This window comes from Arthrobacter sp. Rue61a (assembly GCF_000294695.2).
Taxonomy (GTDB): Bacteria; Actinomycetota; Actinomycetes; order Actinomycetales; family Micrococcaceae; genus Arthrobacter; species Arthrobacter aurescens_A.
Map to the genome: position 1 here is coordinate 3,425,626 of NC_018531.1, position 25,548 is coordinate 3,451,173.

The window sequence follows — 25,548 nt, forward strand, 5'->3', positions numbered from 1 at the left end:
AAAGGACCGCCCGGCAAAAGCCGGACGGTCCTTTATCAGAGCAAGAGCTCGCGAAGCTTACGCGTCGACGAGAACCTTGGTGACGTTCGGGTCAACGGTGATGCCCGGACCGAACGTGGTGGCAACGGTAGCCTTCTGAATGTAGCGGCCCTTGGAAGCGGACGGCTTCAAACGAAGCACCTCTTCCAGTGCAGCTGCGTAGTTCTCAGCCAGCTTGTTGACGTCGAAGGACACCTTGCCGATGATGAAGTGCAGGTTCGAGTGCTTGTCGACGCGGAAGTCGATCTTGCCGCCCTTGATGTCGTTGACAGCCTTAGTGACGTCCGGGGTAACCGTGCCGGTCTTCGGGTTCGGCATCAGGTTACGCGGGCCGAGGACCTTACCCAGACGGCCAACCTTGCCCATGAGGTCAGGGGTTGCCACTGCGGCGTCGAAGTCGGTCCAGCCGGCTGCGATCTTTTCGATCAGGTCATCGGAACCAACGAAGTCGGCGCCGGCAGCGATTGCTGCTTCAGCCTTGTCGCCCGTTGCGAAAACGAGGACGCGGGCGGTCTTACCGGTGCCGTGAGGCAGGTTGACGGTGCCACGAACCATCTGGTCAGCCTTACGCGGGTCAACGCCCAGGCGGAAAGCGACCTCAACGGTTGCGTCGAACTTGGAAGGATTGGTGTCCTTCGCGAGGGTGATGGCCTCGATCGGGGCGTAGACCTTGTCTGCCTCGATCTTGGCTACGGCTGCCTCATATGCTTTGCTGCGCTTTGCCATGCTGCTATTTCTCCTTGTGCAGTTGTGGTCTGCGGACCGCGCTGGGCCCTGCCACAAGCCGCGGATCCGGCAAGGATCCTGCGACATTTCAATGTTTCAGATGCCGGTTGCCCGGCGGGTGAAGGCCACAAGGGCCCTCGAAGGTTACTAGCCTTCTACGGTGATGCCCATGGAGCGGGCGGTGCCTGCGATGATCAAAGCAGCTGCCTTGATGTCGTTGGCGTTGAGGTCTTCCATCTTGGTGGAAGCAATTTCCTCGACCTGTGCCTGGGTCAGCTTGGCAACCTTGACGGTGTGCGGGGTAGCCGAACCCTTGGCGACGCCTGCAGCCTTCTTGATGAGCTCTGCGGCCGGCGGGGTCTTGGTGATGAAGGTGAAGGAACGGTCTTCGTAAACCGTGATTTCAACCGGGATAACGTTTCCGCGCTGGGATTCCGTTGCAGCGTTGTACGCCTTGCAGAATTCCATGATGTTGACACCGTGCTGGCCAAGCGCAGGACCGATCGGCGGAGCCGGGTTAGCGGCACCTGCCTGGATCTGCAGCTTGATGAGGCCGGTGACCTTCTTCTTGGGAGCCAATGTAGGGTCCTTCTCTCAATAGCTTCCTGGGACACAGGAGCGCGTCCCAGGTTGGTGGCCGCCATGGCGAGGCGGCCGGCCGCTCCCGAACTGCTAAGCAGGCAGGACTGGAGCGAAATTTTGGAATCAGCTAGATCTTGGTGACCTGGTTGAATGCGAGCGTCACCGGGGTTTCGCGCTCGAAGATCGAGACCAGAACCACAAGGGTCTGGGACTCGGGCTTGATCTCGGAGATCGTAGCCGGGAGGGTCTCGAACGGACCTTCCTTGACGATGACCGACTCGCCGACCTCGAAGTCGACGGCCACGGGAGCCTGGTTCTGCTTGTTGACGGGCTTGCCCTGCTCTGCCTGCTCTTCTTCGAAGACCGGGGCGAGCATGGAGAAGACCTCATCAAGCCGCAGCGGGACGGGGTTGTGAGCGTTGCCCACAAAGCCGGTGACACCCGGCGTGTGGCGGACCGCGCCCCAGGAGGCGTCCGTCAGGTCCATGCGGACAAGGACGTAGCCGGGAATGCGGACGCGGTTGATGACCTTGCGCTGCGCGTTCTTGATCTCGACGACCTCTTCCATGGGCACCTGGATCTCGAAGATGTAATCTTCCATGTCCAGGGTCTGGATGCGGGTCTCGAGGTTAGCCTTCACGCGGTTCTCGTAACCGGCGTAGGAGTGGATGACGTACCAGTCACCTTCCTGGCGGCGCAGCTTGCCCTTGAATTCTTCAGCCGGATCGGCCGGCGCTGCAGCAGCAGCAACTGCCAGGTCGTCGCCGTCGGACTCCTCCGAAGCGTCTGCTTCGTCGGAAGCGTCGTCGGCGTCGGACGCGTCATCGGACTCGGCGTCTACGTCAGCTTCGAAGTCCTCTTCGGAATCGTCGGTGTCGGCAGATTCGGGCGCAGCAGAATCAACCTCGGACTCTTCCACGACAATTGCCGTGGCGTCGGCTGAGTCCTCGGCGGTTCCGCCCAGCTCAGTCTCGTTTACCTCGAGCTCCTGCTCAGACACTTGGTCTCCTGCTTCCTCATTGCCTAACATGCCTATTTAAATGGCTCAATTCCGCAAACCCCGCAAAATCCCTGAAGTATCAAAGAATTTCACACAGTTTGCGGACAGATCCGCTTATTGGTCCACAGCCCCTGTGCCACCGAAGACCCAACTGGCTCCCGTCCCGAAGGCGATGTCCAGCAGGCTGACGATGAGCATCATGATGGCCACGAACACCAGCACCACGAGCGTGTAATTGATCAGTTCCTTGCGGGTGGGCGCAACGACCTTCTTCAGTTCACCAATGACCTGGCGGACGAAAAGTGCAATACGGGCGAAGAAGCCGCGATCGGCTTTCTTGGCGGGACGGCCCTTCGAGCTGCTGGCAGCTGTTTCGGTCACCTGGTCCTCACTCACCTTGCAAAGTCGTTGACCCGACTCTGATCAGAGCCATGGTTGCTGCGCGTGCCCCGGCGTTTCCGCCGGAACAGCTTGCGCAGGGCAGACAGGACTCGAACCTGCAACCTGCGGTTTTGGAGACCGCTGCGCTACCAATTGCGCCACTACCCTATGGATCGAATCCATGTTTCAGGCCGCACTTCAGCCTGTGGTGCTTTTCAACACCGGTGAACCAGTCTACGCAAGAAATTCGCGATAGTCGAACCGGCCCGATTCCGGACCTCCCAGCCCTAAAAGCCTGTGACCAGCATTATCAGTCACAAAGTTCTGCAGGCACCCGGGAGCTCCGCAGAACAGCATAAGGTAGTTTACGTCGAATCCCATCATCCAGCCCACGAGCTGCCTGCGAAGAACGGTACATAGATGTCTGCCGGAACAACTACCGCCCGCATTTCACAGCGAATCTCCGCCATTGCAGAGTCCGCCACCCTTGCCGTTGACGCCAAGGCCAAGGCACTGAAGGCCGCGGGACGTCCCGTGATCGGTTTTGGTGCCGGCGAGCCCGACTTCCCCACCCCGGACTACATCGTCCAGGCCGCCATTGAGGCAGCCAGCCAGCCGAAGTACCACCGCTACTCCCCCGCAGGTGGGCTCCCCGAGCTGAAGAAGGCCATCGCCGAGAAGACCCTGCGGGACTCCGGCTACCAGGTTGACCCTTCCCAGGTCCTGGTGACCAACGGCGGCAAGCAGGCCGTCTACAACACCTTCGCAACGCTGGTGGATCCGGGCGACGAAGTCATCATTCCCACCCCCTTCTGGACCACCTACCCGGAAGCCATCCGGCTCGCCGGCGGGGTGCCCGTTGAGGTCTTCGCCGGACCGGAGCAGGGCTACCTGGTAACCATCGAGCAGCTTGAGGCCGCACTGACGGACAAGACCAAGATCCTGCTGTTCGTCTCCCCGTCCAACCCCACCGGCGCCGTCTACAGCCCGGAACAGGTTGCGGAGATCGGCAAGTGGGCAGCGTCCAAGGGACTCTGGGTTGTCACCGACGAGATCTACGAGCACCTCACGTACGACGGTGTTGAGTTCACGTCCATCGCCACTGCTGCACCGGAATTGGGCGACAAAGTTGTCATCCTCAACGGCGTTGCCAAGACCTACGCCATGACCGGCTGGCGAGTGGGATGGATGATCGGCCCTGCCGACGTCATCAAGGCCGCCACCAACCTGCAGTCGCACGCGACGTCCAACGTCTCCAACATTATGCAGATCGCAGCCGCAGCAGCCCTCACAGGTCCGCTGACCGCCGTCGACGAGATGAAGGTTGCCTTCGACCGCCGCCGCAAGGCCATTGTTGCCGGCCTGAACGCGATCGAAGGCGTTGACTGCCCGACGCCGACCGGTGCCTTCTACGTCTACGCGGACGTCCGCGGCCTGCTGGGTAAGGAATTCGAGACCTCCAACGGTCCCGTCCGCCCGGAAACTTCCGCTGAACTTGCCACGCTCATCCTCGACGAAGTTGAAGTTGCCGTGGTCCCGGGCGAGGCGTTCGGCCCGTCAGGCTACGTGCGCCTGTCCTACGCGCTCGGCGACGAAGACCTCGCCGAGGGTGTCCGCCGGATGCAGGAATTCCTGGGCAAGGCCAAGTAGCTTTCCTTCGGTCCGGAGCGTGGCTTCCTGACCCTCTTTGATGCTGATTCAGCCCTTGGGCAACCGCAACAGGTTGCCCAAGGGCTGATCTGTTTCCACAGAAGGTCAGGAAGCTCCACCTCTGGTTGCGGCTCCGACGTGTGCCGCTACCACCCACTTCGGCCACACCAAGACCCACAGCTCGCCCACCCCACGGCGTGTTGGGGTAGCAGGGATCCAAAGTAGGTGATGGCGGACCGCATGCCATCGCGGGATGTGAGAGAGCGCCCAGCCCAAGCCCGCGGGATGTGAGAGAGCGTTAGAGGAGGCGGCGCTCCGCAGCCCACTTGGTGAGTTCGTGTCGGCTGGAAAGCTGGAGCTTCCTCAGAACTGCCGACACGTGCGTTTCCACCGTCTTGATGGAGATGAACAGCTCTTTGGCCACCTCCTTGTAGCTGTAACCCCGGGCGATGAGACGCATGACTTCCAGTTCGCGGGCGGAGAGCTTGTCCAGTTCATCGTCAGCGATGTCAGCGGGAGCGGTCCCGAAAGCGTCCAGCACGAAACCTGCCAGTCGCGGCGAGAAGACGGCGTCGCCATCGGCCACCCGGATGACGGCGTCGGAAATCTCCTTGCCGGAAATCGTCTTGGTGACGTATCCACGTGCGCCGGCACGGATAACCGAGACCACGTCCTCAGCGGCGTCGGACACACTCAGGGCCAGGAAGCTGGTGGTGGCAAGCAGTGCGGCGGAGCCGGCGATGACTTCACGGCCGCCACCGCCCAGTCCGCCCGGAAGGTGAACGTCCAGGAGAACCACTTCGGGGCGGCTCTCGGCTATGACGGCGATGGCCTGTTCCACGGTTCCGGCTTCGCCCACAACGTTGATGCGTTCGTCGAGGTCCGCCTTCAATCCTGAGCGGAAGATGGTGTGGTCGTCCACGATGACCACACGTACCCTGCGTCCGGAACCACTCTCAGGGCTATTGTTCATTACTTCGCTTCTCCATTCCGCTGTTCGTGGGCGTCCACACTGACTGACGGAAGGGCCAAGCGGACTTCCGTTCCGTCGCTGCTGCTGTTGATGACCGCCGTGCCCCCGTGCCGCTTCATGCGGCCGATGATTGACTCCTTCACGCCCAGCCTGTCATCCGGGACAGCATCAGGGTCGAACCCCGGGCCGCGGTCCTTGATGAAGATCTCTGTACTACCGGCGGTGCTCTCCAGATAGACGGATACCGTTCCGCCGCCATGTCGGGCGGCATTGAGCATGGCTTCCCTGGCTGCTTGGACCAGGGCCTCGTGCCGGTCCGTCATCTCAGTGTCTCCGACCGTGACAACCTCCACGGCGTGCCCATGGGAGTCTTCCACTTCGGCGGCGACAGCCTTGATCCGGTCTGCCAGGAGCCCGGACTCCTTGGCGGGATCACTGAACAGCCAGGTCCGGAGTTCACGTTCTTGGGCCCTCGCAAGCCGGATCACGTCCTGCTCGGAACCCGCCCTGCGTTGAATGAGCGCCAAGGTTTGAAGTACGGAGTCGTGCAAGTGGGCAGCGATCTCCGCACGCTCCGTTTCACGGACCCTGCCGGCCCGTTCGGCTTCGAGGTCCTTCCAGAACTTCAGCCCCCACGGGAGCAGCACCAAGGCAACTCCGCCCAGGACAGCAACGGAGGCCAGCAATGCCAGCCAGGTCTGCTCCCATGATCCCGAACCGGACACCATCACCAAGACGCCGGCCACCACCAGGGCCAAGCCGGCTGCCAGGCGCGTCCATCCACCTGCTTGGTCGGCCTTCGTCTTGTCCACCAAGCCTGCTCGCCGGGTCTCATCGAGCTGCATCCAGGCAATCGCTGCGCCACCCAGGATGGCGGCGGCCGGAATGAGCGTGCCCAGAGGGACGTCGACGCCGAACTGGCGGGCGATCAGGATTGCCCCCACCAGGAGCAGTGCCGCTCCGAGCAAGATTTCCTTACCGTACTGGATCTTGCGGAACGAGAACCAGGACGACAATGTACTTCCACTGCCGTTGCCATCCCGATCTCGGGATCCAGCCCAGTCCCACGAGGATGAGGCGCTGCCAAAGACGGAAGGTTCGGCGGCAGGCACGGCGCCTGCAGTGAGGATAGGACCGCTACCGGCGACTGAACCGTTTCCCCGGATGGAATCACTCGCCGGAGCAGAATCCACGCCCACCACTGAGCCCAACACCGGAGGTGCGCCGGCCACCGCAGGCCAGGCTCCGGCGTCGTAAGCTGTTGGCGCCGCAGGAGAGCCAGCGGTAGGGACGGACGCAGGCGGCAGGCTCACCGCAGGAGCAATGGGCGACGCCGGCCGACGGGCATTGCGCTTGGCGTTCTCATCCGCGGTGGGAACCATTGTCCACAGCCACGCGTAGAAGGCCACGCCTGCTCCACCGGCGAAACAGGCAAGGATCATGCCAAGGCGGACCAACTTGACCGGCCAGCCCAAATGATCAGCCAAACCGCTGCAAACGCCCGCGATCATGCGGTCGCTGCTGCGGACCAGCGTGGGGCGTTGTACAGCGGTTGTCATGTACCAATCCAAACACGGATCAGGGTGCCCCGGACCGAAAACCGGCGTTGTTCGGGGGTCGCTCAGGGATCACTCAGGGTATCCCCCAGTAGAGGGCAGGGTGGTCCGGGCGGCAGGATCGAAGTATGAACGCGAACAGCATGAACCCAGAGGAACCCGGAACGCCTGGCACCGCCGGCGCATCCGGCTCCAGCGCCAACACCGGCGCTTCCACCGGCGCCTCGGGTGCCACGTCCGGGGCGCCTTCGGGGACACCTGGAGAATCCGGCGCCCCGTCGGGAACAGGTACCAGCGGCAGCTACCCGCCAGCCGGCAGTGCTCCCCAAGCGTCCCAGCAGAACTTCTTCGACTGGATCCGCAACCAGGGCGTGCGCCGGGGGCCGGACCGTTGGATCGGCGGCGTCGCAAGCGGTGTGGCCCACCGGTTCGGCATCGACCCCCTGATTGTGCGGGGCATCTTCATTGTCCTGGCACTCTTTGCAGGTGTTGGCGTGCTGCTGTACGGCGTGGCCTGGGCGCTCCTGCCCGAGCCTGACGGCCGTATCCATGTGCAGGAAGCCGCCGCGGGCCGCTGGTCCGGGGGCATGACGGGTGCGTTGATCACCACCATCATCGGATTGCCGAGCCTGGGCCGCGGTTTCTGGGGCTGGGGCTGGGACGGACTCCCCGGCCTGTTCTGGACACTGTTCTGGATGGGCGGCGTCTTCTACCTCATCTACTTCCTGGTCCAACGCAACAAAGCTTCGAAGGGAACTGCGCCTGTGGGCCCGCAAAACTACTCCGCGCCCGGCGGCACAGCAGCTTACGGGACGCCCACGTCCTATGGGGCCCCTGCCACCTACGGGAGCACGGCAACGTCCAACACCGGTGTACCTGTCTACGGCGCAGGCCAGCAAGGCACCAAGCCACATTACGGGGCAGCACCGTCAGCCGGCGGCTCGTACGCCCCCACCGGCGGGTACGGTTCCGGCACCGGCCCCACCCCACCCTCCGGCCCGCGTCCGCCGTACGGTCCCACTCCCCCAGGCGGCTGGCAGCCCAAGCCCGCTGCCCCGACGCGCAAAGGCCCGGGAGCTGCGATCGTGTCAGTCTCAGCCGGTGCAGCGCTCCTTGCCGGGGGCACCTTGAAAGCCCTCGATGCCGGTAACGTCATTGAGCTGGGCAACTCTGGCAACGCTGTCGTGTGGGCCACAGGTGCCGCCGTCCTGGGTTTGGGCATCCTCGTCGCGGGGCTGCGTGGGCGGACGTCTGGGTTCCTTGGCTTCCTGGCTGTGGTTGCCCTGATCATTGGTGGAATCTTCAACGTGGTCCCCAGGAACGGCGACCGCTTCACCTTCCGTGATGTGAACTGGGCCCCCACCAGCGTGGCGCAGGCACAGGAAGGCATCGATATCACCGGCGCAAAGGGCTTGGTGGACTTGAGCGACATCACCATGACCCCGCCCCTGGTGTCCGAAGTCCTGATTCCGGTTGACGCCACCGCCAGCAACGTCACGGTGGTCATTCCCGACGACGTCCCCGTGGAAGTCAGGGCGGACATGACGTTCGGCAACCTGAACGAGCGCGGCACGGATCGTGGCGGCCGGCTCCAGGATGACAGGACGCTGTACAACACCGAAAAGCCCGGAGCCAACCTCGTGGTGGAAATTGACGGCACGTTCAGCAACGTGACCATCCAGGAAGGAAACTGACATGAACACCAATGAGCCAGGCAAGGCCCGCGAAGCGCAGCCAACCGAGCCGGTCTCCAAGCAAACGCGCCCCACTGAGGCCCTGCCCCGGGAAACCCGTCCCAATGAGGCCCTGCCGAAGCCGGGACTCCAGCAGATCCCGCTCACGCCGCCGCTGGAACCCAGCTTCAAGGTGGAACACACGGACGACGACGAACCCCGGCAGGCGCGAATCAGCACAGTGGTGTGGGGGTTGATTGTGATCGCCCTCGCAGCCCTGATTGTTATCTCGACACTCGGCTGGGTCACGCTGAACGGTACCTATGTACTGATCGGCCTGATGATCGGCGCGGGCGCAGCCCTGGTGGTCGGTGGACTCCTCTCAGCCCGCAAGGGTTCCGGCACACCAAAGAGCCCGGCGAAGTGAGTGGAAGCAACAACGTGACAAAGCAACCGCAACAGGGAAGGGTGTAGCCATGGACAAGTTCTTCAGCATCGTCAGGGGCTTCGGCCTGAAGCGTGGTCCGCAACGCTGGATCGGCGGCGTCTGCGGAGGAATCGCAGCAAAGCTCAAGGTAGACGTGGCGTACGTCCGAGTCGCTTTCCTGCTCTTCTGCCTGCTGCCTGGCCCCGCATTCGTGGCCTACATCCTCGGCTGGCTCATCCTGCCGGACCAGAACAACAAGATCGCTCTCGAGTCCTTCATCAGCCAACGTTCCCGGTAATTACTGGAGACAGCGAGCCGAAACGCCCCGCCGGCCGGCGGGGCGTTTGGTTGTTTTCAGCCAGGTTTCCAATACCGCACGGTCGTGGGCAAAAGTAACCGTTTGTGTCCCACCCCACATGCGCGTCTACAATCATTGGGAGCTCAGCGTGGCGCTCTGCACGTATTCCTCCAAGCCATGAGTGAGCAAACATGAAAATTGGCATTCTTACCAGCGGTGGCGACTGCCCCGGCCTCAACGCAGTGATCCGGGGATCAGTCCTCAAGGGTATTGCCATCCACGGCCAGGAGTTTGTGGGCTTCCGCGACGGCTGGCGTGGTGTGGTTGAAGGTGATGTCATCGACATCCCCCGCACCATGGTCCGCGGTATTGCCAAGCAGGGTGGCACCATTCTGGGCACCTCCCGCACCAACCCCTTCGAAAACGGCGGTGGCCCGGACGTCATCAAGGCGCACATGGAACGCCTGGGCATTGACGCCATCATTGCAATTGGAGGCGAGGGAACGCTGGCAGCAGCCAAGCGCCTCACCGACGCGGGCCTGAAGATTGTTGGTGTCCCCAAGACCGTGGACAACGACCTCGACGCCACCGACTACACCTTCGGTTTCGATACCGCCGTGCAGATCGCAACTGAGGCCATCGACCGGCTCCGCACCACCGGCGAATCCCATCACCGCTGCATGATCGCCGAAGTCATGGGCCGCCACGTCGGCTGGATCGCCTTGCACGCCGGCATGGCAGCGGGCGCCCACGCCATCCTCATCCCGGAACAGAAGGCAAGCATCGAGCAGATCACCGAATGGGTCCAGGAAGCCCACGACCGTGGCCGTGCGCCGCTTGTGGTGGTTGCTGAAGGCTTTGTTCCGGACCACATGGAGTCCCCGCACTCCGAGCGCGGCCTGGATACCTTCGGCCGTCCCCGCCTTGGCGGCATCGCCGATCAGCTGGCACCCGAGATTGAGGCGCGCACGGGCATCGAAACACGGGCCACGATCCTCGGCCATATCCAACGTGGTGGCGTCCCCACCGCCTACGATCGCGTTTTGGCGACGCGCCTGGGCATGGCTGCCATCGATTCCGTAGTGGAAGGCCGCTGGGGCACCATGGTGGCACTGAAGGGTACGGACATCTCCCACGTGGGCTTCGAGGAAGCGCTCGGCAAGCTCAAGACAGTGCCGCAACACCGCTACGACGAAGCGTCTGTGCTCTTCGGCTAGTCGGCTAGGCTGAATCCATGACTCTAGAGCCCACGTCTGCTGCCATTATCCAGCTGGCGTGGGCTCGACGTTTGGGGCTCGACGACGACGCTTTCGCCACCGCTGCCGCCAGGCTCACCACTTCCGCGGCGGACCCGGGCGAGCTGGGCAGCCGCATTACCCGTGTGGATGATTCTGCGCGGGCCTTGGTTTTCCTGCGTCTCTTCGGCGTCTCTGCGCTCGTGGGGCCACAGTGGGCCTTGGAAGCTGCGGCGTCCATCCCCGATACGGAGCTCGCCCAGCATGTGACGCTGTTGACCATCACGCGGTCCCACGGCGGACACGGGCTTGGATCCTCCGCCTTATTCTTCGCAGACGATCTGCCGCTCCAGCAGCCCTCCGAAGAACTCACGGTTTCGCCAGGCAACCCCGAAGCGATCACGCTGGAAGGCTTGTGCCCTCCGGATGACGTCAATGAAGTTGGCCTCCAAGGGCTCGAACATCGATTCACCATCATGCACCCCGAAGAGGAACAGCCCACGCCCGTGGCCTGCGGCGCCTATTCCGAATGGGAAGGCATCCTGGCCAACATGGGCGTCCTGGTTGCCCCTCCGTGGCGACGGCGGGGCCTGGGCACGCTGGCCGCGTCCATCGCCGCGCACGAGGCCCTGGCATCCGGGCTGACCCTCCAGTGGAAGGCCGACGTCAGCAACACCGGGGCGCTCGCGATGGCCCGCAGCCTGGGCTTTGCCACGGGCGGGCTCCACGCGAGCGTACTCCTGGGCTGACTAAGAACCGAACCGGCCCAGCTTTGGTCCGGTAGAGGGCTCGTCCTTCTCTAAATCCTGGCAGGACCAGCCCAAAAATGGGCTGGTCCTGACACCGAACAAACGCTACTTCCGGACAGTTTCCGGCACGGCCGGTTCTCCAGTGACTTTCCCGCCCCAACCCTGCACCGACTTGGGCTTGCCAAAGAACAACGCCACCACGGCACCCAGCAGAATCGCACAGGCGGGCAACAAGATGGACTGGCTCATCGCCGTCGAGAATCCTGCATGGAGCGCCTCCGGCAGTACGCCGTTCATGGAGGCTTCGCCTACGGGAGCACCGGCGGGAGCCGCAGGCAGCTCTGCCGCGAGTCGCGACTGAATGAGGGCAGCGATGGCCGCCGAGCCCAACACAGCACCGATCTGGCGTGTGGTGTTGAAAACGCCGGAACCGGCCCCTGCCTGGCGTGGTTCCAGGTTGCGGGTGGTCGCATTGGACACCGGCCCCCAGATGAAAGCGTTGGCAACACCCTGCAGGGCGCTGGGCAGCAGGAACATCCAGATGGGAGTGTCCGGCCCCAGGAGCGATGCCGTCCAGAACAATGCCCCGGCCAGGCAGACGAGGCCGAAGGATGCGAACCAACGCGGGTTGGCGCGGTCAATGAGCTTACCCACGAACGGGGCAAGCGCACCCGAAATAACGGCCATGGGGATCATCAGCAAAGCGGACTGTGTAGGTGTCAAGCCCCGCACCGTCTGGTAGTAGAAAATAGTGGGCAGCGGGAAGGCGGTCACCGTGAACCCAACGGCCATGATGGTGGTGTTGCCCAGGGAGAAATTACGGTCCTTGAACAGGCCAAGCGGCAGCAAGGGCTCCCCGCCACGGCGTTCAAGAAGCCACTGCCAGACGACGAACAGCACCAGAACCACGAGCCCCGTGATGATCAAACCCCACACGGAAACGACCCCCGTGACGGTCCCCCACTTGTACGTCTGGCCCTCTTGGATGCCAAAGACCAGCAGGAACATGCCGACGGCGGAAAGCACCACGCCCACGACGTCGAACGTGTGGCTATGCGTGGTCAGTTTCGGTACGAAACGCGTCACCAGGATGAAGGCCACGATCCCGATGGGGACGTTGACGAAGAAGATCCACTCCCAGCCAAGGCTGTCCACCAGCAAGCCGCCGAGGATCGGTCCAATCAGCACGGCCATGCCAGCTGTGGCGCCCCACAGCCCCATGGCTGCACCACGGCGGTCCGGCGGGAAAATGCGCGTGATGACGGCCATTGTTTGGGGAGTCATCATGGCGGCACCCAGGCCTTGAACGGCGCGGGCAGCGATCAACATGGTGACGTCGCCGGAGAGTCCGCACCACAGCGAAGCGAGCGTAAAGACGACCAGACCGATCAGGTACAGGTTCTTGGGGCCAAAGCGGTCACCCAGCCTGCCCGTGATCAGCAGGGGCACGGCGTAGGCCAGCAAGTAAGCGCTGGTGACCCAAATGACGGCGTTGATGTCCGTGTTGAGCCCTTCCATGATCCGCGGGTTCGCGACCGACACGATGGTGGTGTCGATGAGGATCATGAAGAAGCCCACCACGAGTGACCACAGCGCGGGCCATGGCTTAGCTACGTTTTCCAAGGGATTCCTTCGGCTTGTGTGAAAGTTCGGTTGGAGTTGGCAGGGGTTCATCCCAGGGCAGGCGCCCATTGCCCAACTCCTCGAGGAGATCGCGGATCCACGCGATCTCCGTTCGGCGCATTGCCTGTTGGTACGTGATGTCGATCCAGTACTTGCGGTCCAGCCCCTTGGCCGTCACGGTTGCCTCCGCATGGACCAGGAAGTCGAGATCGGCGCCGAGGGCCACCAGCCGCTCCTCCAGCAGTTCCATGACCACTGCAGCTGGAAGGTGGTGAGCCTCAGCTATTGCGTGCGGAAAGACGGGGTATTCGTTGACGGGAGTGGAGAGCATGGCCTGGAGACGTGCGCCGAGGGCCTCGTGTCCGGCGGGGGTGATCCGGTACGTGGTTCGCTCGGGACGGTTGCCTTCACGTTCCGTTCCTGTGGCCTCGACAAGCCCGTTTTCCTCGAGTCGACCCACGGAATGGTAGAGCGTGCCGGGGCGGACCTTGACGAGGCGGTCTTCATGACGGGCCATCAACAATTGGTACATCTCATACGGATGCATGGGTTCTTCTGCGAGGAGAGCCAGTGAGGCGACTCCAAGCGGAGTCAATTCAGCGACCTTAGGCACAACACCCAGCCCCTTCCGATCAAATATTCCACAACAACTATTCCACGTGGAATATCTAGACGCAAGAAAGCCCGGCCGCTGTGCGACCGGGCACTCCTCGCGTTAGTTGCTTAGCCCAGGAGTTCTTGGATCTCTGACCTGGCAAACATAGCGGCAGCCTCGCGCGCGGTGGGGGTTCCGGCGTCGGGATCCGCTCCAGCATCCAGCAGGACCCGGGCCACGCCGGTGTATCCCTTGAAGACCGCCCCGGCGAGTGGGGTCTGTCCGCGATCATTCGCGGCGTTGACGTCAGCACCGTGATGGAGGATCAGCTGCGCGGCTTCCTCGTGCCCGTGATAGGCCGCCAGCATCAGCAGCGAGTCGCCAGCGGCATTGGTCATTGTGGCAGGAGCGCCGGCGTTCAAGTAGCCTCGCAGCAACTCTGTGTCACCTTCGCGGGCAGCATCAAACAAGGCGTGGGCCAGGGCCAACGTTTCGTCGTCGGGGCCTGTAGCTTGGCTCATCGGTGGGGTCCCTTCAGGAATCCGGTCTGGCGCCCGACAACCTGGCCGGCGTCGGGGGCGACGATCACTTCCTGGGCCGCGATGTAAGGCTCCTCGCCGTCCATCACCGTCAGGGTTTCCTCCGCCGAAACGGACCGCTTGATCACGGCCAAAGCAACGGGTCCCATTTCAAAGTGCTGCGCCACCGATGTCAGAGTACCCACCTTGCGCTCCCCGACAAATACAACGCTGCCAACGGCCGGCAGTGTGTGCTGTGATCCATCAAGCTGCAGGAAAACGAGGCGCCGCGGCGGGTGGCCGAGGTTGTGGACACGGGCAATGGTTTCCTGGCCCTTATAGCAGCCCTTGTTCAGGTGTACCGAGGTCCTCAAAAGGTCCAGTTCGTGCGGAATCGTCTTCTCGTCAGTCTCTGCCCCGAGGCGGGGCCGCCAGGCAGCAATCCGCAAAGCATCTGCTGCCATGGCACCTGCCAAGGCGAGGCCTTCCACGGATTGTTCCAACTCGGTGGAAGGAACAAGGTACTCGTACCAGGGGCGTTCGAGGCCGGGATGCGATTCCTCGGGGACGATGCTGTACGCATACCCTCCGGGGCTGACGTGTGGCCATGGATCCTCCCACACCAAGCGGCCGGCCAGCTGCGCCAACGGCTTGGTGGCACCCACCACGGCCCACTGCTCAGAGACGTCTTGGATCTCGACGCGGAGCATGAACTTCATCCTGTTCAGCCACTCGGCCAGCGGCTCCGCCTCGGCGGTCTCCACGATCAGCCAGGTGGTGCCGCCGTCGTCAATAACGCGGGCGTCGAACTCGATGCGGCCCTGAACGCTGAGCAGCAGCAGTTCGCTGGCAACACCGGGCTGAAGGTTGGTGAGCTGTTGGGACGAGAGCGTGTTGAGCCAACTGAGCCGGTCCGGGCCAGTCACGGTCACCACGCCACGGTGCGAAAGATCGACGGCGGCGGTACCGGTTGCCAGGGCACGCTGCTCGCGCAGCGGTTCGCCGTAGTGGGCCGCGACGCCGGCATCCAGGCCGGTATCTTCAACGGCACCGGGGCGCGACAACAGGGGGCTCTTGTAAGTCATATGTAGTAGAAGTCCTTGCGGCTCAGCGGTATTCCGTGGTTAGCGGTATTCCGGGTTTTCGAAATCGAATCTGGTGCCCGCTTTCCATTCCTCCGGGAGGTTGCCGTAGGCAGGAATTCCCCCGGCATCCCGCAGGAGCTTGGCCATGTGGAGCAGGTTCCACGTCATGAACGTGGTGTTCCTGTTAGTAAAATCACTCTCCGGCCCACCCGAACCTTCATCAAGATAGCTGGGTCCGGGGCCGACCGGACCGATCCACCCGGCGTCCGCCTGGGGTGGAATGGTGAAGCCGATGTGTTGAAGGCTGTAGAGCACGTTCATGGAGCAGTGCTTGATGCCGTCCTCATTGCCCGTGATGAGGCAGCCACCCACCTTGGGGTAGAACGCCCACTGGCCTTTGCTGTTCAGTTCGCCCGAATGGGCGTACAGCCGTTCGATGAGTTTCTTGGTCATGGACGAGTTGTCGCCCAACCAGATGGGGCCTGCGATCACCACGATGTCGGCGTCGCGGACATCGGGATAGATCTCCGGCCATTCATCCGTCTTCCAGCCGTGCTGGCGCATGTCGGGATAGACACCACTGGCGATGTCGTGGTCCACCGTCCGGATGAGGCGCGTGGTGACGCCCTGCTTCTCCATGATGTCCCGGCTGATTTTGATCAGGCCATCGGTGTTGCTGAGCTGCGGCGATGGCTTCAGAGTGCCATTGAAAAAGACAGCCTTAAGCCCGCTGTAGCCCTCCGGTTTGAGGTTGGTCACTTTCTGCTCCTTTTGCTGGTTGCTGTGGAACGAACAGTGAGGCCTCGGGTCAGGAAACCTTGTGGAGGAATGCCGAGGCGTGCGCTTCGAGAGCCTTGCCGCTGGCAGCGACGTCCCAGCGCCACAGGAGGTTGCCATCAACCAAGCCAAAAATCCGGGTGGCCGCGGTGTACTCCTTGGAGTGGCTTCCGCGCATCACCATGTCGGTGCTCAGCTGGATTTGGGGTCCCTTGATCTGGCCGTAGTAGAGCTCGGTAATTCCGCCGGGGTGGGCGATCGACACCGAAATGTCGAAGCCGCCCTCCTTGTTGCGGCGTTCCTCGACCTCGTCGGCTGTCTTGAGGACGGGGACGATGTCCGCCGGGATCAGCCCGGGTCCGCCGTCGCCCTCTTCCAGCTTCCGTTCCAAGGCCCAGAACCCGGTCTCAACGGTCAACGGCCGCAACTTTTCGCCGGCATCGTCACTGAGCCAGGTCTCGGCCCGGTACTGCAGGTACGGGAGCCCGTTGTGGGTGAAGGACACGCGCTGGACGAAATGCTCGGAATCCTCGTCTCCGCTGCCGAGCCGGCCGCGGCCTTCCCACTCACCAATGAGCCAGGAAAGAGGGACAAGTTCGGGCGTCAGATCTGTTGGGATCTCAATAGGCACAACGATTACCTCTGGTGGGCTGCAGGATCAGAAGGTTACTTCTGGCCCTTGAAAAGGCGGTATACGACAAAACCCGCAAACCAAGCCATGGCGACGCTGGCCAGGCCAAGGAGAACGAGGAAGAAAATTTCAAATGCGAGTACAGACATGATGCAATCCTAACCTTTAGTAGATGAGTAGTTTGTCTATGAAGTAAGCCAAGGCCCCCACAGCCCAAACAGGCGCTACGCCCATTCCTATGGCGGCAGGGATGTTGAGGCGGCCCCTCCGGAGCGTGGTCATTCGCCGGAAGCACACCAAGACGGATCCCACCACTACGCCCACCAAAGCGGCGGGAAGCACAGCGATATCCGAGAAAACGAGACCAGCGAGCGGACCCATCAGTCCAGCCATCACAACGCCGAGCGGAGCCACGATGCGGTCCGGCCAACGAATGATTCCCACCAACAAGGCCGCCGCGGCACTGAGGCCCGCCACAAGAACCATCTCTTTGACGCCATTGAACCGCGCACTGGCGATCCAACCCGCGCCAAGGCAGTTCAGCAGCACACCGGCAGAGCAGCCAAGAGTGGATTCCAGTCGTTGGGCCTGTCCCGTGCCCCTAATGAGCTGGACGACGAACACAGCCATCACGCCCAGGGCAGCGAACGCCGGTGTACCGTCCAGGAATCCGGGCGCCGGGCTGTAGGCAGCAGTGACAGCCGATCCCGCGCCTGCAAGACCAATGACAGCGGCCAGCGTTTTCTTAGCCGGGACGGCAAGGAAATGCGGCCAGCCGATTCCGACAGCCGCGGAGGCTACGATGCCTACGCACACCATGGCTTCCCGGGAAACGAAGGTGCTGGCCACGATGGCTGCGAGCGCCACGAGTCCGAATACCCCGATGCTCCAAGACTTCACTGTGTGCCCGACCTCAATCCGATGCGCCTAACGACCTCTCGACAATCCTGCCTTAAGCCGGCCCAATATGTCGTAATTCCAGCGTTGGCCCGTCACGAATCCCTGTGTCGCAGGGCACTGGTGGGTATACTCAGACTTCAACGGCGCACTGTGTTGGCCTTGATCCCGTTACAACGGGCAGAGGCGGCCCGCGCGCTGTGACCGACCGGTGAGACTCCGGTTTCGACGCCCGATGATGCGCGTAAAGCCCATTGGAGGAACTATGTCGCACATCCTGCTCCTAACGAACAGCCCCGGCTCTTCGGTGGACATTTTGCCTGCCTTGGAACTGCTCAACCACCGCGTGCATATCCTCCCGGCAGAACCCACCGCTCTGCTGGAAACTGATCCCACGGATATCGTCTTCCTGGATGCCCGCAAGGATCTGGTGGGCGCCCGCTCATTGACCCAGTTGTTGAAGGCCACCGGCCTGAGCGCACCCCTCATGCTGATCCTCACGGAAGGCGGCATGGCTGCTGTCTCGTCCGCGTGGGCAGTAGATGACATCGTGTTGGACTCCGCCGGCCCCGCGGAAGTCGAGGCCCGCATCAGGCTGGCCATGGCGCGTGCTGTGCCGGGCGAAGAGGAGACGCAGACCGAAATCCGGGCAGCCGGCGTCGTGATTGACGAAGCAAGCTATACCGCCCGGGTCAGCGGCCAGCCCCTGAACCTGACGTTCAAGGAATTCGAACTCCTGAAGTATCTGGCCCAGCACCCGGGGCGCGTATTTACCCGCCAACAACTGCTGACTGAAGTCTGGGGCTACGACTACTACGGAGGCACCCGGACAGTGGACGTCCACATCCGGCGGCTTCGCGCCAAGCTGGGCGTGGACCACGAAAACCTGATCAGCACGGTCCGCAACGTCGGCTACCGGCTCACCCTTGTCCGCCTCCCGGACGATGAGCTGTCCGAGGCCTAAGCGGCCAACAGGGCAAACACAGAAGAGGCCAGGATCCACACGGATCCTGGCCTCTTTCTTCGTTTCTTGGTGGAGGACATACGGGTCGAACGTATCGAGGCCACCCCACTGGTGGATCCCCCCTGTGCTGACTTACGGACAAACCGGAAAGCCGAACGAGATAACGACACTACCTCCCATTTCCAGTGACATCAAATCCCGGGGCTTGCGCCGGGCGTATAGCCTTGCATCATGAGTCACGCGCACCCGGAAAACTGGCCCGTACTGATCATTGCCGGAGCCTTGGACACCGAACTTCTCAGGGACGTCAAGACCCTTGCCGCTGCTGCCGGAGAGTCCGACGGGAATCCTCCCTTCTCCGAGCAGACGTTGGTCACGCTGCGCGGTGCGGACGCGGGGGATCATTCTGTTCTGTCCTTCGTCCTGTACGCCCCGGACGAAGATTCCGATCCCGCCACTGCCGAAGACCTGGCTGGCGTCGCCGTCGTCGTTGAAAATGGCGACGAAAGCGGCGTGCTGGAACTGGCTGTCCACCCGAGCTACCGCAACCAGGGCGTTGCAGGTCGACTGCTGGACGCACTGCAAGGCAAACGGGGCCTCGGCGGATTGAGTGCATGGTCGCACGGCAACCACGAGGCCGCCGCCGAGCTGGCCACGCGCTTCGGCTACGGTCCGGTGCGCGAACTGTGGAAAATGCGGTTGATGTCTTCAACCTCTGCACTGCCCGACGCCGGACTCCCGGACGGCGTTTCACTCCGCGCCTTCGTCCCGGGCCAGGATGAGCAGGCGTGGCTGACAGCCAACAGTGCTGCGTTCTCCCATCACCCCGAGCAGGGTTCCATGACGCGGGCGGACCTAGAGGCGCGCAAGGCTGAAGATTGGTTCGATCCCGCTGGCTTCCTGCTGGCCGTGAATGCCGAGGGTGAGCTTTTGGGTTTCCACTGGACCAAGGTCCACCCCCGGCAAGGGCCGCACCCGGCAATCGGCGAGGTGTATGTGGTTGGCGTGACCCCGAAGGCGCAAGGATTGGGCCTGGGCAACGCCCTGACGGTTGCCGGCATCAAGCACCTTCAGGACCAGGGCCTGCATGCCGTGATGCTCTACGTAGACGCTGACAACGAGGCAGCAGTAGCCCTATATCAGAAACTTGGCTTTGTTCGCTGGGACACCGATGTGATGTATGGGCCTTTAACCAAAAATTAACCTGACGGGATCAGTTGCCGGAAAGCAGGTGACATCTTGGATTCGAGCGCCGGAATTGCTTGTAATGTGGGAGGAAACCCCGTCCTGAGCTTAGGAGAACCCCATGCAGCCGGACCCCGTCGGCACCGCCGGATCCACCTCGAAGGGCGCAACACTGCCCCCGCGCTTCGGATCATCGGAAGTGCCGGCATCGCGAGCCACCCAGGACCGCATCGACATTCCGGAATTCGCACCGAGCCTGGAGCCCGAGGGCGACATCACCCCGGACCGTTTCCTGGACCGCGAACTGAGCTGGCTGGCCTTCAACTCCCGTGTGCTGGAACTCGCCGAAGATCCTGACCTTTTCCTGCTGGAACGTGTCAATTTTCTTTCCATCTTCGCCTCCAACCTTGACGAGTTCTTCATGGTTCGCGTGGCTGGCCTCAAGCGCCGCATCGCCACCGGGCTCGCCGTGCCCTCCCCTGCGGGCCTGAGCCCCATCGAGGTGCTGGAACAGATCAGCGAAGAAGCCCACAAGCTGCAGGAACGCCACGCACGGGTCTTCGCCGAGCAGATCCGTCCCGCCCTGGCCTACGAGCACATCCACATCATGCACTGGAATGAACTGGATGAGGATGCCCGCCACCGGATCAGCATCATGTTCCAGGAGAAGGTCTTCCCCATCCTGACGCCTCTGGCAGTGGACCCGGCGCACCCCTTCCCCTACATTTCGGGTCTTTCCCTCAACCTTGCCGTGATCGTGAGCAACCCGATCAGCGACAAGGAACTCTTTGCCCGTGTGAAGGTTCCGGATCAGCTACCCCGGCTCATTTCCGTGGACGGACCGCGCGCAGGTGCCATCCCGGGCCGCGTGGCCCGGTTCATTGCCCTGGAAGAAGTCATCGCTGTCCACCTGGACAAGCTCTTCCCCGGCATGGAAGTCCTGGAGCACCACACCTTCCGCGTCACCCGTAACGAGGACCTGGAAGTAGAAGAGGACGACGCCGAGAACCTGCTGCAGGCTCTGGAGAAGGAACTCCTGCGGCGCCGTTTTGGCCCGCCGGTCCGCCTTGAAGTCACCACGGACATCAACCCGAATATCAAGGCCCTGCTGATCCGGGAACTTGGCGTCGAAGAATCCGAGGTGTACTCCGTCCCCGCGCCGTTGGACCTCCGCGGCCTGTCCGCAATCAGCGGCATTGACCGCGCCGACCTTCACTACCCCAAGCACGTGCCACACACGTCCCGGTACCTCAACGAGTCCGAGACGTCCAAGGCCGCCAACGTCTTTGCCGCCATGCGGCGCCGGGACATCCTGCTCCACCACCCCTACGACTCCTTCTCCACCTCCGTTCAGGCCTTCCTGGAGCAGGCCGCAGCGGATCCCAAGGTGCAGGCCATCAAGCAAACGTTGTACCGCACGTCCGGTGACTCCCCCATCGTTGATGCCCTGATTGATGCTGCGGAAGCGGGCAAGCAGGTTCTGGCCCTCGTGGAAATCAAGGCCCGCTTTGACGAGCAGGCCAACATTTCCTGGGCACGAAAGCTAGAGCAAGCAGGCGTCCATGTGGTGTACGGCATTGTTGGTTTGAAAACCCACTGCAAGTTGTCGTTGGTGGTGCGCCAGGAAGTGGACGGGCTGCGCCGCTACTGCCACATCGGCACCGGCAACTACCACCCGCGCACAGCACGCTATTACGAAGACCTTGGCCTGCTGACCGCCAACGAGCAAGTGGGCGAAGACCTGTCCAAGCTGTTCAACCAGCTCTCCGGCTACGCCCCGAAGTCAACGTTCAAGAGGTTGCTCGTAGCACCGCGCTCGGTACGTGCCGGCTTGGTGGACAGAATCGAAGCCGAAATCCGCAACGCCCGTGCCGGCGTCCCCGGTTTGGTGCAGATCAAGGTCAACTCGATGGTGGACGAAGCCATCATCGACGCCCTCTACCGCGCCTCGCAGGCCGGCGTGAAGGTTGACGTCGTAGTGCGCGGCATCTGCTCGCTGCGCCCGGGAGTGCCGGGCCTCAGCGAGAACATCACGGTCCGCTCCGTGCTGGGCCGCTTCCTGGAACACTCACGCGTCTTTGCCTTTGGCAACGGTGGCGAGCCCGTGGTGTACATCGGCTCCGCCGACATGATGCATCGCAACCTGGACCGCCGGGTGGAGGCACTGGTGCAGCTGGCCAGCAAGGAAGACACGGCCACCGTCATGGACCTGATGCGTCGCTATGTTGACGACGGGACGGCCAGCTGGCATCTGGACAATCACGGACACTGGACCAGGCACCACTTGGACGACGAGGGCAAGCCGTTGCTGGACATGCAGTCCTGGCTCCTGGCTTCCCGCTCCCGCCAGCGCGCTGCGGCCCGGCGGTAAGGACCGAATTGAACAGCGATACCCCCGTGGCGGATCAAACAGACCACCCCGGCGAGCCGGTGGCCGTTGTAGCCGCCGGCGCCATTCCCTGGCGCGTCACCAAAGGCGCTCTTGAGGTCCTCCTGATCCATCGTCCCCGTTACGACGATTGGTCATGGCCCAAAGGAAAACTCGACGCCGGCGAGACAGTTCCGGAGTGCGCCGCACGTGAGGTGTGGGAAGAGATCGGGCTCCAGGCCCCATTGGGCATCCCGCTTCCGGCGATTCACTACCATGTGGCTGCCGGACTGAAGGTTGTCCGCTACTGGGCCGTCAAGGTCAATGGAGCGCAGCTTCGGCCCGACGGCAAAGAAGTGGACAGCGTCATGTGGTGCAGCCCGGACCGGGCAGCCAGCTTCCTGAGCAACCCGTCGGACGTGGAGCCGCTGGAATACCTCGAGAAGGCCCATGTCCGCGGGGAATTGGACACGTGGCCGTTGGTGCTGATCCGCCATGCCAAGGCGAAGCCGCGGTCCTCATGGACCAAAGCCGAGGGCGATCGCCCCTTGGCAGCCACGGGCCAGCGGCAGGCAGTTGCTGTCCAGCGCCTTTTGGAAGTGTGGAAGCCGCAGCGGGTAGTGACCAGTCCCTGGGCCCGTTGTGTGGCCACTATCGCCCCCTACGCCAAGGCCAGCGGCGTCAAGGTGAAACTGGTGGAAGCACTCACCGAGCACACCCATCAGCGCTCCCCCAAGAAGACGGCTGCCGCAGTTGAGGCCTTGTTCGACAAGCAGCTGCCGATCGCCGTGTGCACGCATCGCCCCGCCCTGCCCACGGCGCTGAAGCAGCTGGGTCAGCACATGTCGCAAACCCTGCGTGCCCTACTTCCTTCCGCAGACCCCTATCTGTCGCCGGGTGAGGTCATCGTGTGCCAGGTAGCGCGGGGGTCCGAACGGAAGATTGTGTCCGTGGAGCAGGTCAAGCCTTTCGACGACTAGCTGGGCGGCGGGGAGTTTCGTTCTCCGATGTCGATATGCCGAACTGTTGCAGGCTGTCACGTGGTTTCCCTGCCGCCGAGGCAGTCCTGCAACAGGGTCGGCAAGGTTCGAACACCCGGACGATGACCTCGGCCGTCCTAGCTGCCGAAGAGTTTCTTGCTGAGATTCGTCCAGAAGCCTGGCTCTTTGGACGGATCGATAATTGTTGGTTCGACGGAGAGGTCCGTTCCGCGCTCCCTCACAGGGCGGCGCCGGTTCTTCCAATCCACAGAGTTGAACTCGGGGTTGTAGATCGGCGGCGTGACGCCCTCGGCCCGGAAGATATCCCACATCCACGCTGGAATGTTTTCCACGGTCCGGGGGTATTTAAGGAGCTGTTGTGCCCAAGTCTGTGCACCGACGGGCTTGCCGCCGGGGTGCCAACGGCCGTTGCTCATTCGTTCGAGATGTTCCTCATCGAAGACATCCAAGCGGCCAGCCTTGTTAGGAAAAACGTGGATTTCTGCTGTTGTCCAAGATCCAACGCCGCGTGTATATGACCGATCCCTACATTCATCCAGCCAGTGATCGAGGCATTGCGCTGAAAAATCGTCCTCGAAGCTTTGGCCCGCGGCGCGCGTTATCCGAAGCTGTCAGGTCGCCCTGGGTGAAAGCGGTGTTCATCCCGGACTGGCCCTGGACAATGCCGGCCAGGGCGGTGTTCAGCTCGGACGCGACCAGATCCGAGCGGTTCTTGAAGGAGTCGAACGCGGCCTTGCCAGCGCCGCTGAACTTGCCCTCCAGCGGGGTCACGGCATCCACGAAACGCCGCACCAACGCGCCGAGATCCTGATGCGACGCGTCCGTTTGCTTACTCAGATTCCCGAGCGTCTCGGCACCCATATCAAAAATGGCCATTGAATCTCCTAAGTGAAGTGGTCGGTCGTGTGGCGGGCCGAAGCCCCTGCGGCGTGGTCACCACGCCAGCCCAGATTCCCCCATCAGAAGCCGTCTAGGTGTCAAAAAGAGCAAACTAGGTGCTGTCTTTGCTACGACTAGGGGACAAAATCACCAAAATTGAGTGGTGGCGAAGCGCGTCTAGGTGTTCCGACGGCATGCAAGCGAAGTGGAGACTCTCTGGTGATTGCCGCCGTCGACGAATTGATAGGAATGGCGCGGGAAGCGGGTTTGGGTGACGAAACGCTCATAGATCTGCTTCGCGGCAGGCTGGCAAGTAAGCTGGACTCGTGAGCATCCCCACCCCTTATGAAGACCTTCTGCGCGACGTCATGGCTAACGGCACGCACAAGTCGGACCGCACCGGAACCGGAACGCGCAGCGTTTTCGGCCGCCAGTTGCGGTTCGATCTTGCCGAAAGCTTCCCCCTGATCACCACCAAGCGGGTCCACTTCAAGTCCGTGGCGGTGGAGCTCCTGTGGTTCCTGCGCGGCGATTCGAACGTGAAGTGGATGCAGGACCAGGGCGTCTCCATCTGGGACGAATGGGCGGATGCCGACGGCGAGCTCGGTCCCGTCTATGGCGTGCAGTGGCGAAGCTGGCCCACCCCCGACGGTGGACACATCGACCAGATCTCCGAGCTCATGACCAATCTGGCAGCCAACCCGGATTCCCGCAGGCACATCGTGTCCGCATGGAACGTCTCCGAACTCAAGGACATGGCATTGCCGCCGTGCCATGCGTTCTTCCAGTTCTATGTTGCGGACGGCAAATTGTCCTGCCAGCTGTACCAGCGCTCCGCGGACACCTTCCTGGGCGTCCCCTTCAACATTGCCTCCTACGCCCTGCTCACCCGCATGGTGGCGCAGCAGCTGGGGCTCGAGCCGGGCGAATTCGTCTGGACCGGCGGAGACGTCCACGTCTATGACAACCACGTGGACCAGGTTGCCGAGCAACTCAGCCGGGAACCGTATGAATACCCGCAGCTGAAAATCCTCCGCAAGCCGGACTCCATCTTCGACTACACGCTGGATGACTTCGAGGTTGTGGACTACCGCCACCACCCCACCATCAAGGCTCCGATCGCGGTATGAGCACTTCATCTTCAGACGTTCCGGCTCAGCTTCCCGGAGTTATCTTCACCCAGGAAACCGCGGCCAGCATGACCGGGATCGGGCTGGTCTGGGCGCAGACAAAGTCCGGTGTCATCGGCAAGGACGGCGCCATGCCGTGGCACCTGCCCGAGGATCTCAAGCACTTCAGCCAGCTCACCACAGGGCACCCGGTCATCATGGGCCGCAAAACGTGGTTGTCGTTCCCCGAAAAGTACCGTCCGCTCCCGGGCCGCACCAACATTGTGGTGACCCGCAACGCAGAGTGGGGGTCCACGCCCGAGGCGGAGGGCGCCGTCGTGGTTTCCTCCCTTGACGCCGCGCTGCTGGAATCGCAGTTCGCACCGGGTGGCCAGAAGGTCTGGATCATCGGCGGCGGCGAAATCTTTGAACAATCCATGGGCATCGCCAACCTGGCGGTCATCACCATCATCGACGCAGACCTGGAGGGTGACACCTATGCCCCCGAGCTCGGTGATGATTGGACCTTCGACGCCGTAGCCCCCGCCGACGGCTGGCTCACCGCCAAGAACGGCACCAACTACCGGTTCACCACATGGCGCCGGACAGAAAGCTAGGAAAGCCTGC

General features: G+C 62.6%; 27 protein-coding genes and 1 tRNA gene. 12 read left to right on the forward strand and 16 right to left on the reverse strand.

Translation table 11 applies throughout. The features are described from left to right. Positions 1–57 precede the first annotated feature (57 nt). From rplA to ARUE_RS15605, 5 genes are all read right to left on the reverse strand, one after another. Complete coding sequence (gene rplA / locus ARUE_RS15585) at positions 58–765, reverse strand: 50S ribosomal protein L1 (RefSeq protein WP_011775608.1); 708 nt, start codon at positions 763–765, stop codon at positions 58–60. A gap of 147 nt (positions 766–912) precedes the next feature. Next, positions 913–1,344, reverse strand: coding sequence for a 50S ribosomal protein L11 (gene rplK / locus ARUE_RS15590; protein WP_011775609.1), 432 nt, complete (start codon positions 1,342–1,344; stop codon positions 913–915). Positions 1,345–1,474: 130 nt separating this feature from the next. Continuing rightward, a complete protein-coding gene (gene nusG / locus ARUE_RS15595; RefSeq protein WP_043470507.1) occupies positions 1,475–2,347 on the reverse strand; it encodes a transcription termination/antitermination protein NusG in 873 nt (290 codons plus the stop codon). A gap of 114 nt (positions 2,348–2,461) precedes the next feature. Then, a complete protein-coding gene (secE, locus tag ARUE_RS15600) occupies positions 2,462–2,743 on the reverse strand; it encodes a preprotein translocase subunit SecE (protein WP_011775611.1) in 282 nt (93 codons plus the stop codon). 80 nt (positions 2,744–2,823) lie between these two features. Beyond that, a tRNA-Trp gene (locus ARUE_RS15605) sits at positions 2,824–2,896 on the reverse strand. A gap of 252 nt (positions 2,897–3,148) precedes the next feature. Between ARUE_RS15605 and ARUE_RS15610 the strand changes: the two genes are divergently transcribed. Further along, on the forward strand, positions 3,149–4,378 hold the full coding sequence (locus ARUE_RS15610; protein ID WP_014922393.1) for a pyridoxal phosphate-dependent aminotransferase: 1,230 nt from the start codon (positions 3,149–3,151) through the stop codon (positions 4,376–4,378). A 298-nt stretch (positions 4,379–4,676) separates the two neighbouring features. Here the strand turns inward: ARUE_RS15610 and ARUE_RS15615 are convergent, their stop codons facing one another. Both ARUE_RS15615 and ARUE_RS15620 read right to left on the reverse strand, forming a co-directional pair. Beyond that, complete coding sequence (locus tag ARUE_RS15615; protein WP_011775613.1) at positions 4,677–5,351, reverse strand: LuxR C-terminal-related transcriptional regulator; 675 nt, start codon at positions 5,349–5,351, stop codon at positions 4,677–4,679. Next, positions 5,351–6,910: an ATP-binding protein gene (locus tag ARUE_RS15620; protein ID WP_043470510.1), complete on the reverse strand. Its 1,560-nt coding sequence runs from the start codon at positions 6,908–6,910 to the stop codon at positions 5,351–5,353. The genes ARUE_RS15615 and ARUE_RS15620 overlap by 1 nt, the downstream gene beginning before the upstream one ends. 125 nt (positions 6,911–7,035) lie before the next feature. Between ARUE_RS15620 and ARUE_RS15625 the strand changes: the two genes are divergently transcribed. The 5 genes from ARUE_RS15625 (at position 7,036) to ARUE_RS15645 (ending at position 11,289) form a co-directional block, all read left to right on the forward strand. Continuing rightward, positions 7,036–8,601: a PspC domain-containing protein gene (locus ARUE_RS15625; protein ID WP_187329894.1), complete on the forward strand. Its 1,566-nt coding sequence runs from the start codon at positions 7,036–7,038 to the stop codon at positions 8,599–8,601. Positions 8,602–8,755: 154 nt separating this feature from the next. Next, positions 8,756–9,007: a hypothetical protein gene (locus tag ARUE_RS25105; protein ID WP_286140385.1), complete on the forward strand. Its 252-nt coding sequence runs from the start codon at positions 8,756–8,758 to the stop codon at positions 9,005–9,007. A gap of 49 nt (positions 9,008–9,056) precedes the next feature. Next, the gene (locus tag ARUE_RS15635; protein WP_011775618.1) at positions 9,057–9,305 is read left to right on the forward strand and encodes a PspC domain-containing protein; all 249 of its coding nucleotides are present in this window, start codon (positions 9,057–9,059) and stop codon (positions 9,303–9,305) included. Between the two features lie 191 nt (positions 9,306–9,496). After that, a complete protein-coding gene (locus ARUE_RS15640) occupies positions 9,497–10,522 on the forward strand; it encodes an ATP-dependent 6-phosphofructokinase (RefSeq protein ID WP_014922397.1) in 1,026 nt (341 codons plus the stop codon). A 17-nt stretch (positions 10,523–10,539) separates the two neighbouring features. Next, positions 10,540–11,289, forward strand: a complete 750-nt coding sequence (locus tag ARUE_RS15645) for a GNAT family N-acetyltransferase (protein ID WP_014922398.1) — start codon at positions 10,540–10,542, stop codon at positions 11,287–11,289. Positions 11,290–11,394: 105 nt separating this feature from the next. Here the strand turns inward: ARUE_RS15645 and ARUE_RS15650 are convergent, their stop codons facing one another. From ARUE_RS15650 to ARUE_RS15680, 7 genes are all read right to left on the reverse strand, one after another. Next, positions 11,395–12,912 (reverse strand): DHA2 family efflux MFS transporter permease subunit, encoded by a 1,518-nt coding sequence (locus ARUE_RS15650; RefSeq protein ID WP_043470513.1) that lies wholly within the window; start codon positions 12,910–12,912, stop codon positions 11,395–11,397. Continuing rightward, positions 12,896–13,525 carry a PadR family transcriptional regulator gene (locus ARUE_RS15655; protein WP_014922400.1) on the reverse strand — a complete coding sequence of 210 codons (630 nt, stop codon included), beginning with the start codon at positions 13,523–13,525 and terminating at the stop codon, positions 12,896–12,898. The genes ARUE_RS15650 and ARUE_RS15655 overlap by 17 nt, the downstream gene beginning before the upstream one ends. A 110-nt stretch (positions 13,526–13,635) precedes the next feature. Continuing rightward, the gene (locus ARUE_RS15660; RefSeq protein ID WP_014922401.1) at positions 13,636–14,028 is read right to left on the reverse strand and encodes an ankyrin repeat domain-containing protein; all 393 of its coding nucleotides are present in this window, start codon (positions 14,026–14,028) and stop codon (positions 13,636–13,638) included. Beyond that, positions 14,025–15,110 carry a CAF17-like 4Fe-4S cluster assembly/insertion protein YgfZ gene (gene ygfZ / locus ARUE_RS15665; protein ID WP_014922402.1) on the reverse strand — a complete coding sequence of 362 codons (1,086 nt, stop codon included), beginning with the start codon at positions 15,108–15,110 and terminating at the stop codon, positions 14,025–14,027. The genes ARUE_RS15660 and ygfZ overlap by 4 nt, the downstream gene beginning before the upstream one ends. Positions 15,111–15,149: 39 nt before the next feature. Next, complete coding sequence (locus ARUE_RS15670; RefSeq protein ID WP_011775624.1) at positions 15,150–15,869, reverse strand: flavodoxin family protein; 720 nt, start codon at positions 15,867–15,869, stop codon at positions 15,150–15,152. Between the two features lie 49 nt (positions 15,870–15,918). Beyond that, positions 15,919–16,518: a nitrobindin family protein gene (locus ARUE_RS15675; protein ID WP_011775625.1), complete on the reverse strand. Its 600-nt coding sequence runs from the start codon at positions 16,516–16,518 to the stop codon at positions 15,919–15,921. A 165-nt stretch (positions 16,519–16,683) separates the two neighbouring features. Then, positions 16,684–17,418, reverse strand: a complete 735-nt coding sequence (locus ARUE_RS15680; protein ID WP_014922403.1) for a hypothetical protein — start codon at positions 17,416–17,418, stop codon at positions 16,684–16,686. Positions 17,419–17,680: 262 nt separating this feature from the next. Between ARUE_RS15680 and ARUE_RS15685 the strand changes: the two genes are divergently transcribed. The 4 genes from ARUE_RS15685 to ARUE_RS15700 all read left to right on the forward strand — a co-directional run bounded on the left by ARUE_RS15685 (position 17,681) and on the right by ARUE_RS15700 (position 22,912). After that, complete coding sequence (locus ARUE_RS15685; protein WP_011775628.1) at positions 17,681–18,379, forward strand: winged helix-turn-helix transcriptional regulator; 699 nt, start codon at positions 17,681–17,683, stop codon at positions 18,377–18,379. 231 nt (positions 18,380–18,610) lie between these two features. Beyond that, positions 18,611–19,582 carry a mycothiol synthase gene (gene mshD, locus ARUE_RS15690; RefSeq protein ID WP_014922405.1) on the forward strand — a complete coding sequence of 324 codons (972 nt, stop codon included), beginning with the start codon at positions 18,611–18,613 and terminating at the stop codon, positions 19,580–19,582. A 103-nt stretch (positions 19,583–19,685) separates the two neighbouring features. Next, entirely contained in the window at positions 19,686–21,935 is a 2,250-nt protein-coding gene (locus ARUE_RS15695; protein WP_011775630.1) for an RNA degradosome polyphosphate kinase, read from the forward strand. 8 nt (positions 21,936–21,943) lie between these two features. Further along, entirely contained in the window at positions 21,944–22,912 is a 969-nt protein-coding gene (locus ARUE_RS15700) for an NUDIX hydrolase (protein ID WP_011775631.1), read from the forward strand. A 137-nt stretch (positions 22,913–23,049) separates the two neighbouring features. Here ARUE_RS15700 and ARUE_RS15705 read toward each other — a convergent pair whose 3' ends face one another. Next, positions 23,050–23,382, reverse strand: a complete 333-nt coding sequence (locus ARUE_RS15705; RefSeq protein WP_014922407.1) for a hypothetical protein — start codon at positions 23,380–23,382, stop codon at positions 23,050–23,052. 82 nt (positions 23,383–23,464) lie between these two features. Then, positions 23,465–23,809, reverse strand: a complete 345-nt coding sequence (locus tag ARUE_RS15710) for a WXG100 family type VII secretion target (RefSeq protein ID WP_011775633.1) — start codon at positions 23,807–23,809, stop codon at positions 23,465–23,467. Between the two features lie 329 nt (positions 23,810–24,138). Here ARUE_RS15710 and ARUE_RS15715 point away from each other — a divergent pair, with 329 nt between their 5' ends. Both ARUE_RS15715 and ARUE_RS15720 read left to right on the forward strand, forming a co-directional pair. Then, positions 24,139–24,942: a thymidylate synthase gene (locus ARUE_RS15715; RefSeq protein ID WP_011775634.1), complete on the forward strand. Its 804-nt coding sequence runs from the start codon at positions 24,139–24,141 to the stop codon at positions 24,940–24,942. Next, positions 24,939–25,538, forward strand: coding sequence for a dihydrofolate reductase (locus ARUE_RS15720; protein ID WP_014922409.1), 600 nt, complete (start codon positions 24,939–24,941; stop codon positions 25,536–25,538). Before ARUE_RS15715 ends, ARUE_RS15720 begins: the two co-directional genes overlap by 4 nt. The last annotated feature ends 10 nt before the right edge of the window (positions 25,539–25,548 follow it).

What these genes read in the sequence shown, in the direction of transcription:
- rplA (WP_011775608.1), bottom strand. Translation starts at nt 765, where the DNA reads ATGGCAAAGCGCAGCAAAGCATATGAGGCAGCCGTAGCCAAGATCGAG.
- ARUE_RS15610 (WP_014922393.1), top strand. Translation starts at nt 3,149, where the DNA reads ATGTCTGCCGGAACAACTACCGCCCGCATTTCACAGCGAATCTCCGCC.
- ARUE_RS15615 (WP_011775613.1), bottom strand. Translation starts at nt 5,351, where the DNA reads ATGAACAATAGCCCTGAGAGTGGTTCCGGACGCAGGGTACGTGTGGTC.
- ARUE_RS15620 (WP_043470510.1), bottom strand. Translation starts at nt 6,910, where the DNA reads ATGACAACCGCTGTACAACGCCCCACGCTGGTCCGCAGCAGCGACCGC.
- ARUE_RS15625 (WP_187329894.1), top strand. Translation starts at nt 7,036, where the DNA reads ATGAACGCGAACAGCATGAACCCAGAGGAACCCGGAACGCCTGGCACC.
- ARUE_RS15635 (WP_011775618.1), top strand. Translation starts at nt 9,057, where the DNA reads ATGGACAAGTTCTTCAGCATCGTCAGGGGCTTCGGCCTGAAGCGTGGT.
- ARUE_RS15640 (WP_014922397.1), top strand. Translation starts at nt 9,497, where the DNA reads ATGAAAATTGGCATTCTTACCAGCGGTGGCGACTGCCCCGGCCTCAAC.
- ARUE_RS15645 (WP_014922398.1), top strand. Translation starts at nt 10,540, where the DNA reads ATGACTCTAGAGCCCACGTCTGCTGCCATTATCCAGCTGGCGTGGGCT.
- ARUE_RS15660 (WP_014922401.1), bottom strand. Translation starts at nt 14,028, where the DNA reads ATGAGCCAAGCTACAGGCCCCGACGACGAAACGTTGGCCCTGGCCCAC.
- ygfZ (WP_014922402.1), bottom strand. Translation starts at nt 15,110, where the DNA reads ATGACTTACAAGAGCCCCCTGTTGTCGCGCCCCGGTGCCGTTGAAGAT.
- ARUE_RS15685 (WP_011775628.1), top strand. Translation starts at nt 17,681, where the DNA reads ATGTCGCACATCCTGCTCCTAACGAACAGCCCCGGCTCTTCGGTGGAC.
- mshD (WP_014922405.1), top strand. Translation starts at nt 18,611, where the DNA reads ATGAGTCACGCGCACCCGGAAAACTGGCCCGTACTGATCATTGCCGGA.
- ARUE_RS15695 (WP_011775630.1), top strand. Translation starts at nt 19,686, where the DNA reads ATGCAGCCGGACCCCGTCGGCACCGCCGGATCCACCTCGAAGGGCGCA.
- ARUE_RS15710 (WP_011775633.1), bottom strand. Translation starts at nt 23,809, where the DNA reads ATGGCCATTTTTGATATGGGTGCCGAGACGCTCGGGAATCTGAGTAAG.
- ARUE_RS15720 (WP_014922409.1), top strand. Translation starts at nt 24,939, where the DNA reads ATGAGCACTTCATCTTCAGACGTTCCGGCTCAGCTTCCCGGAGTTATC.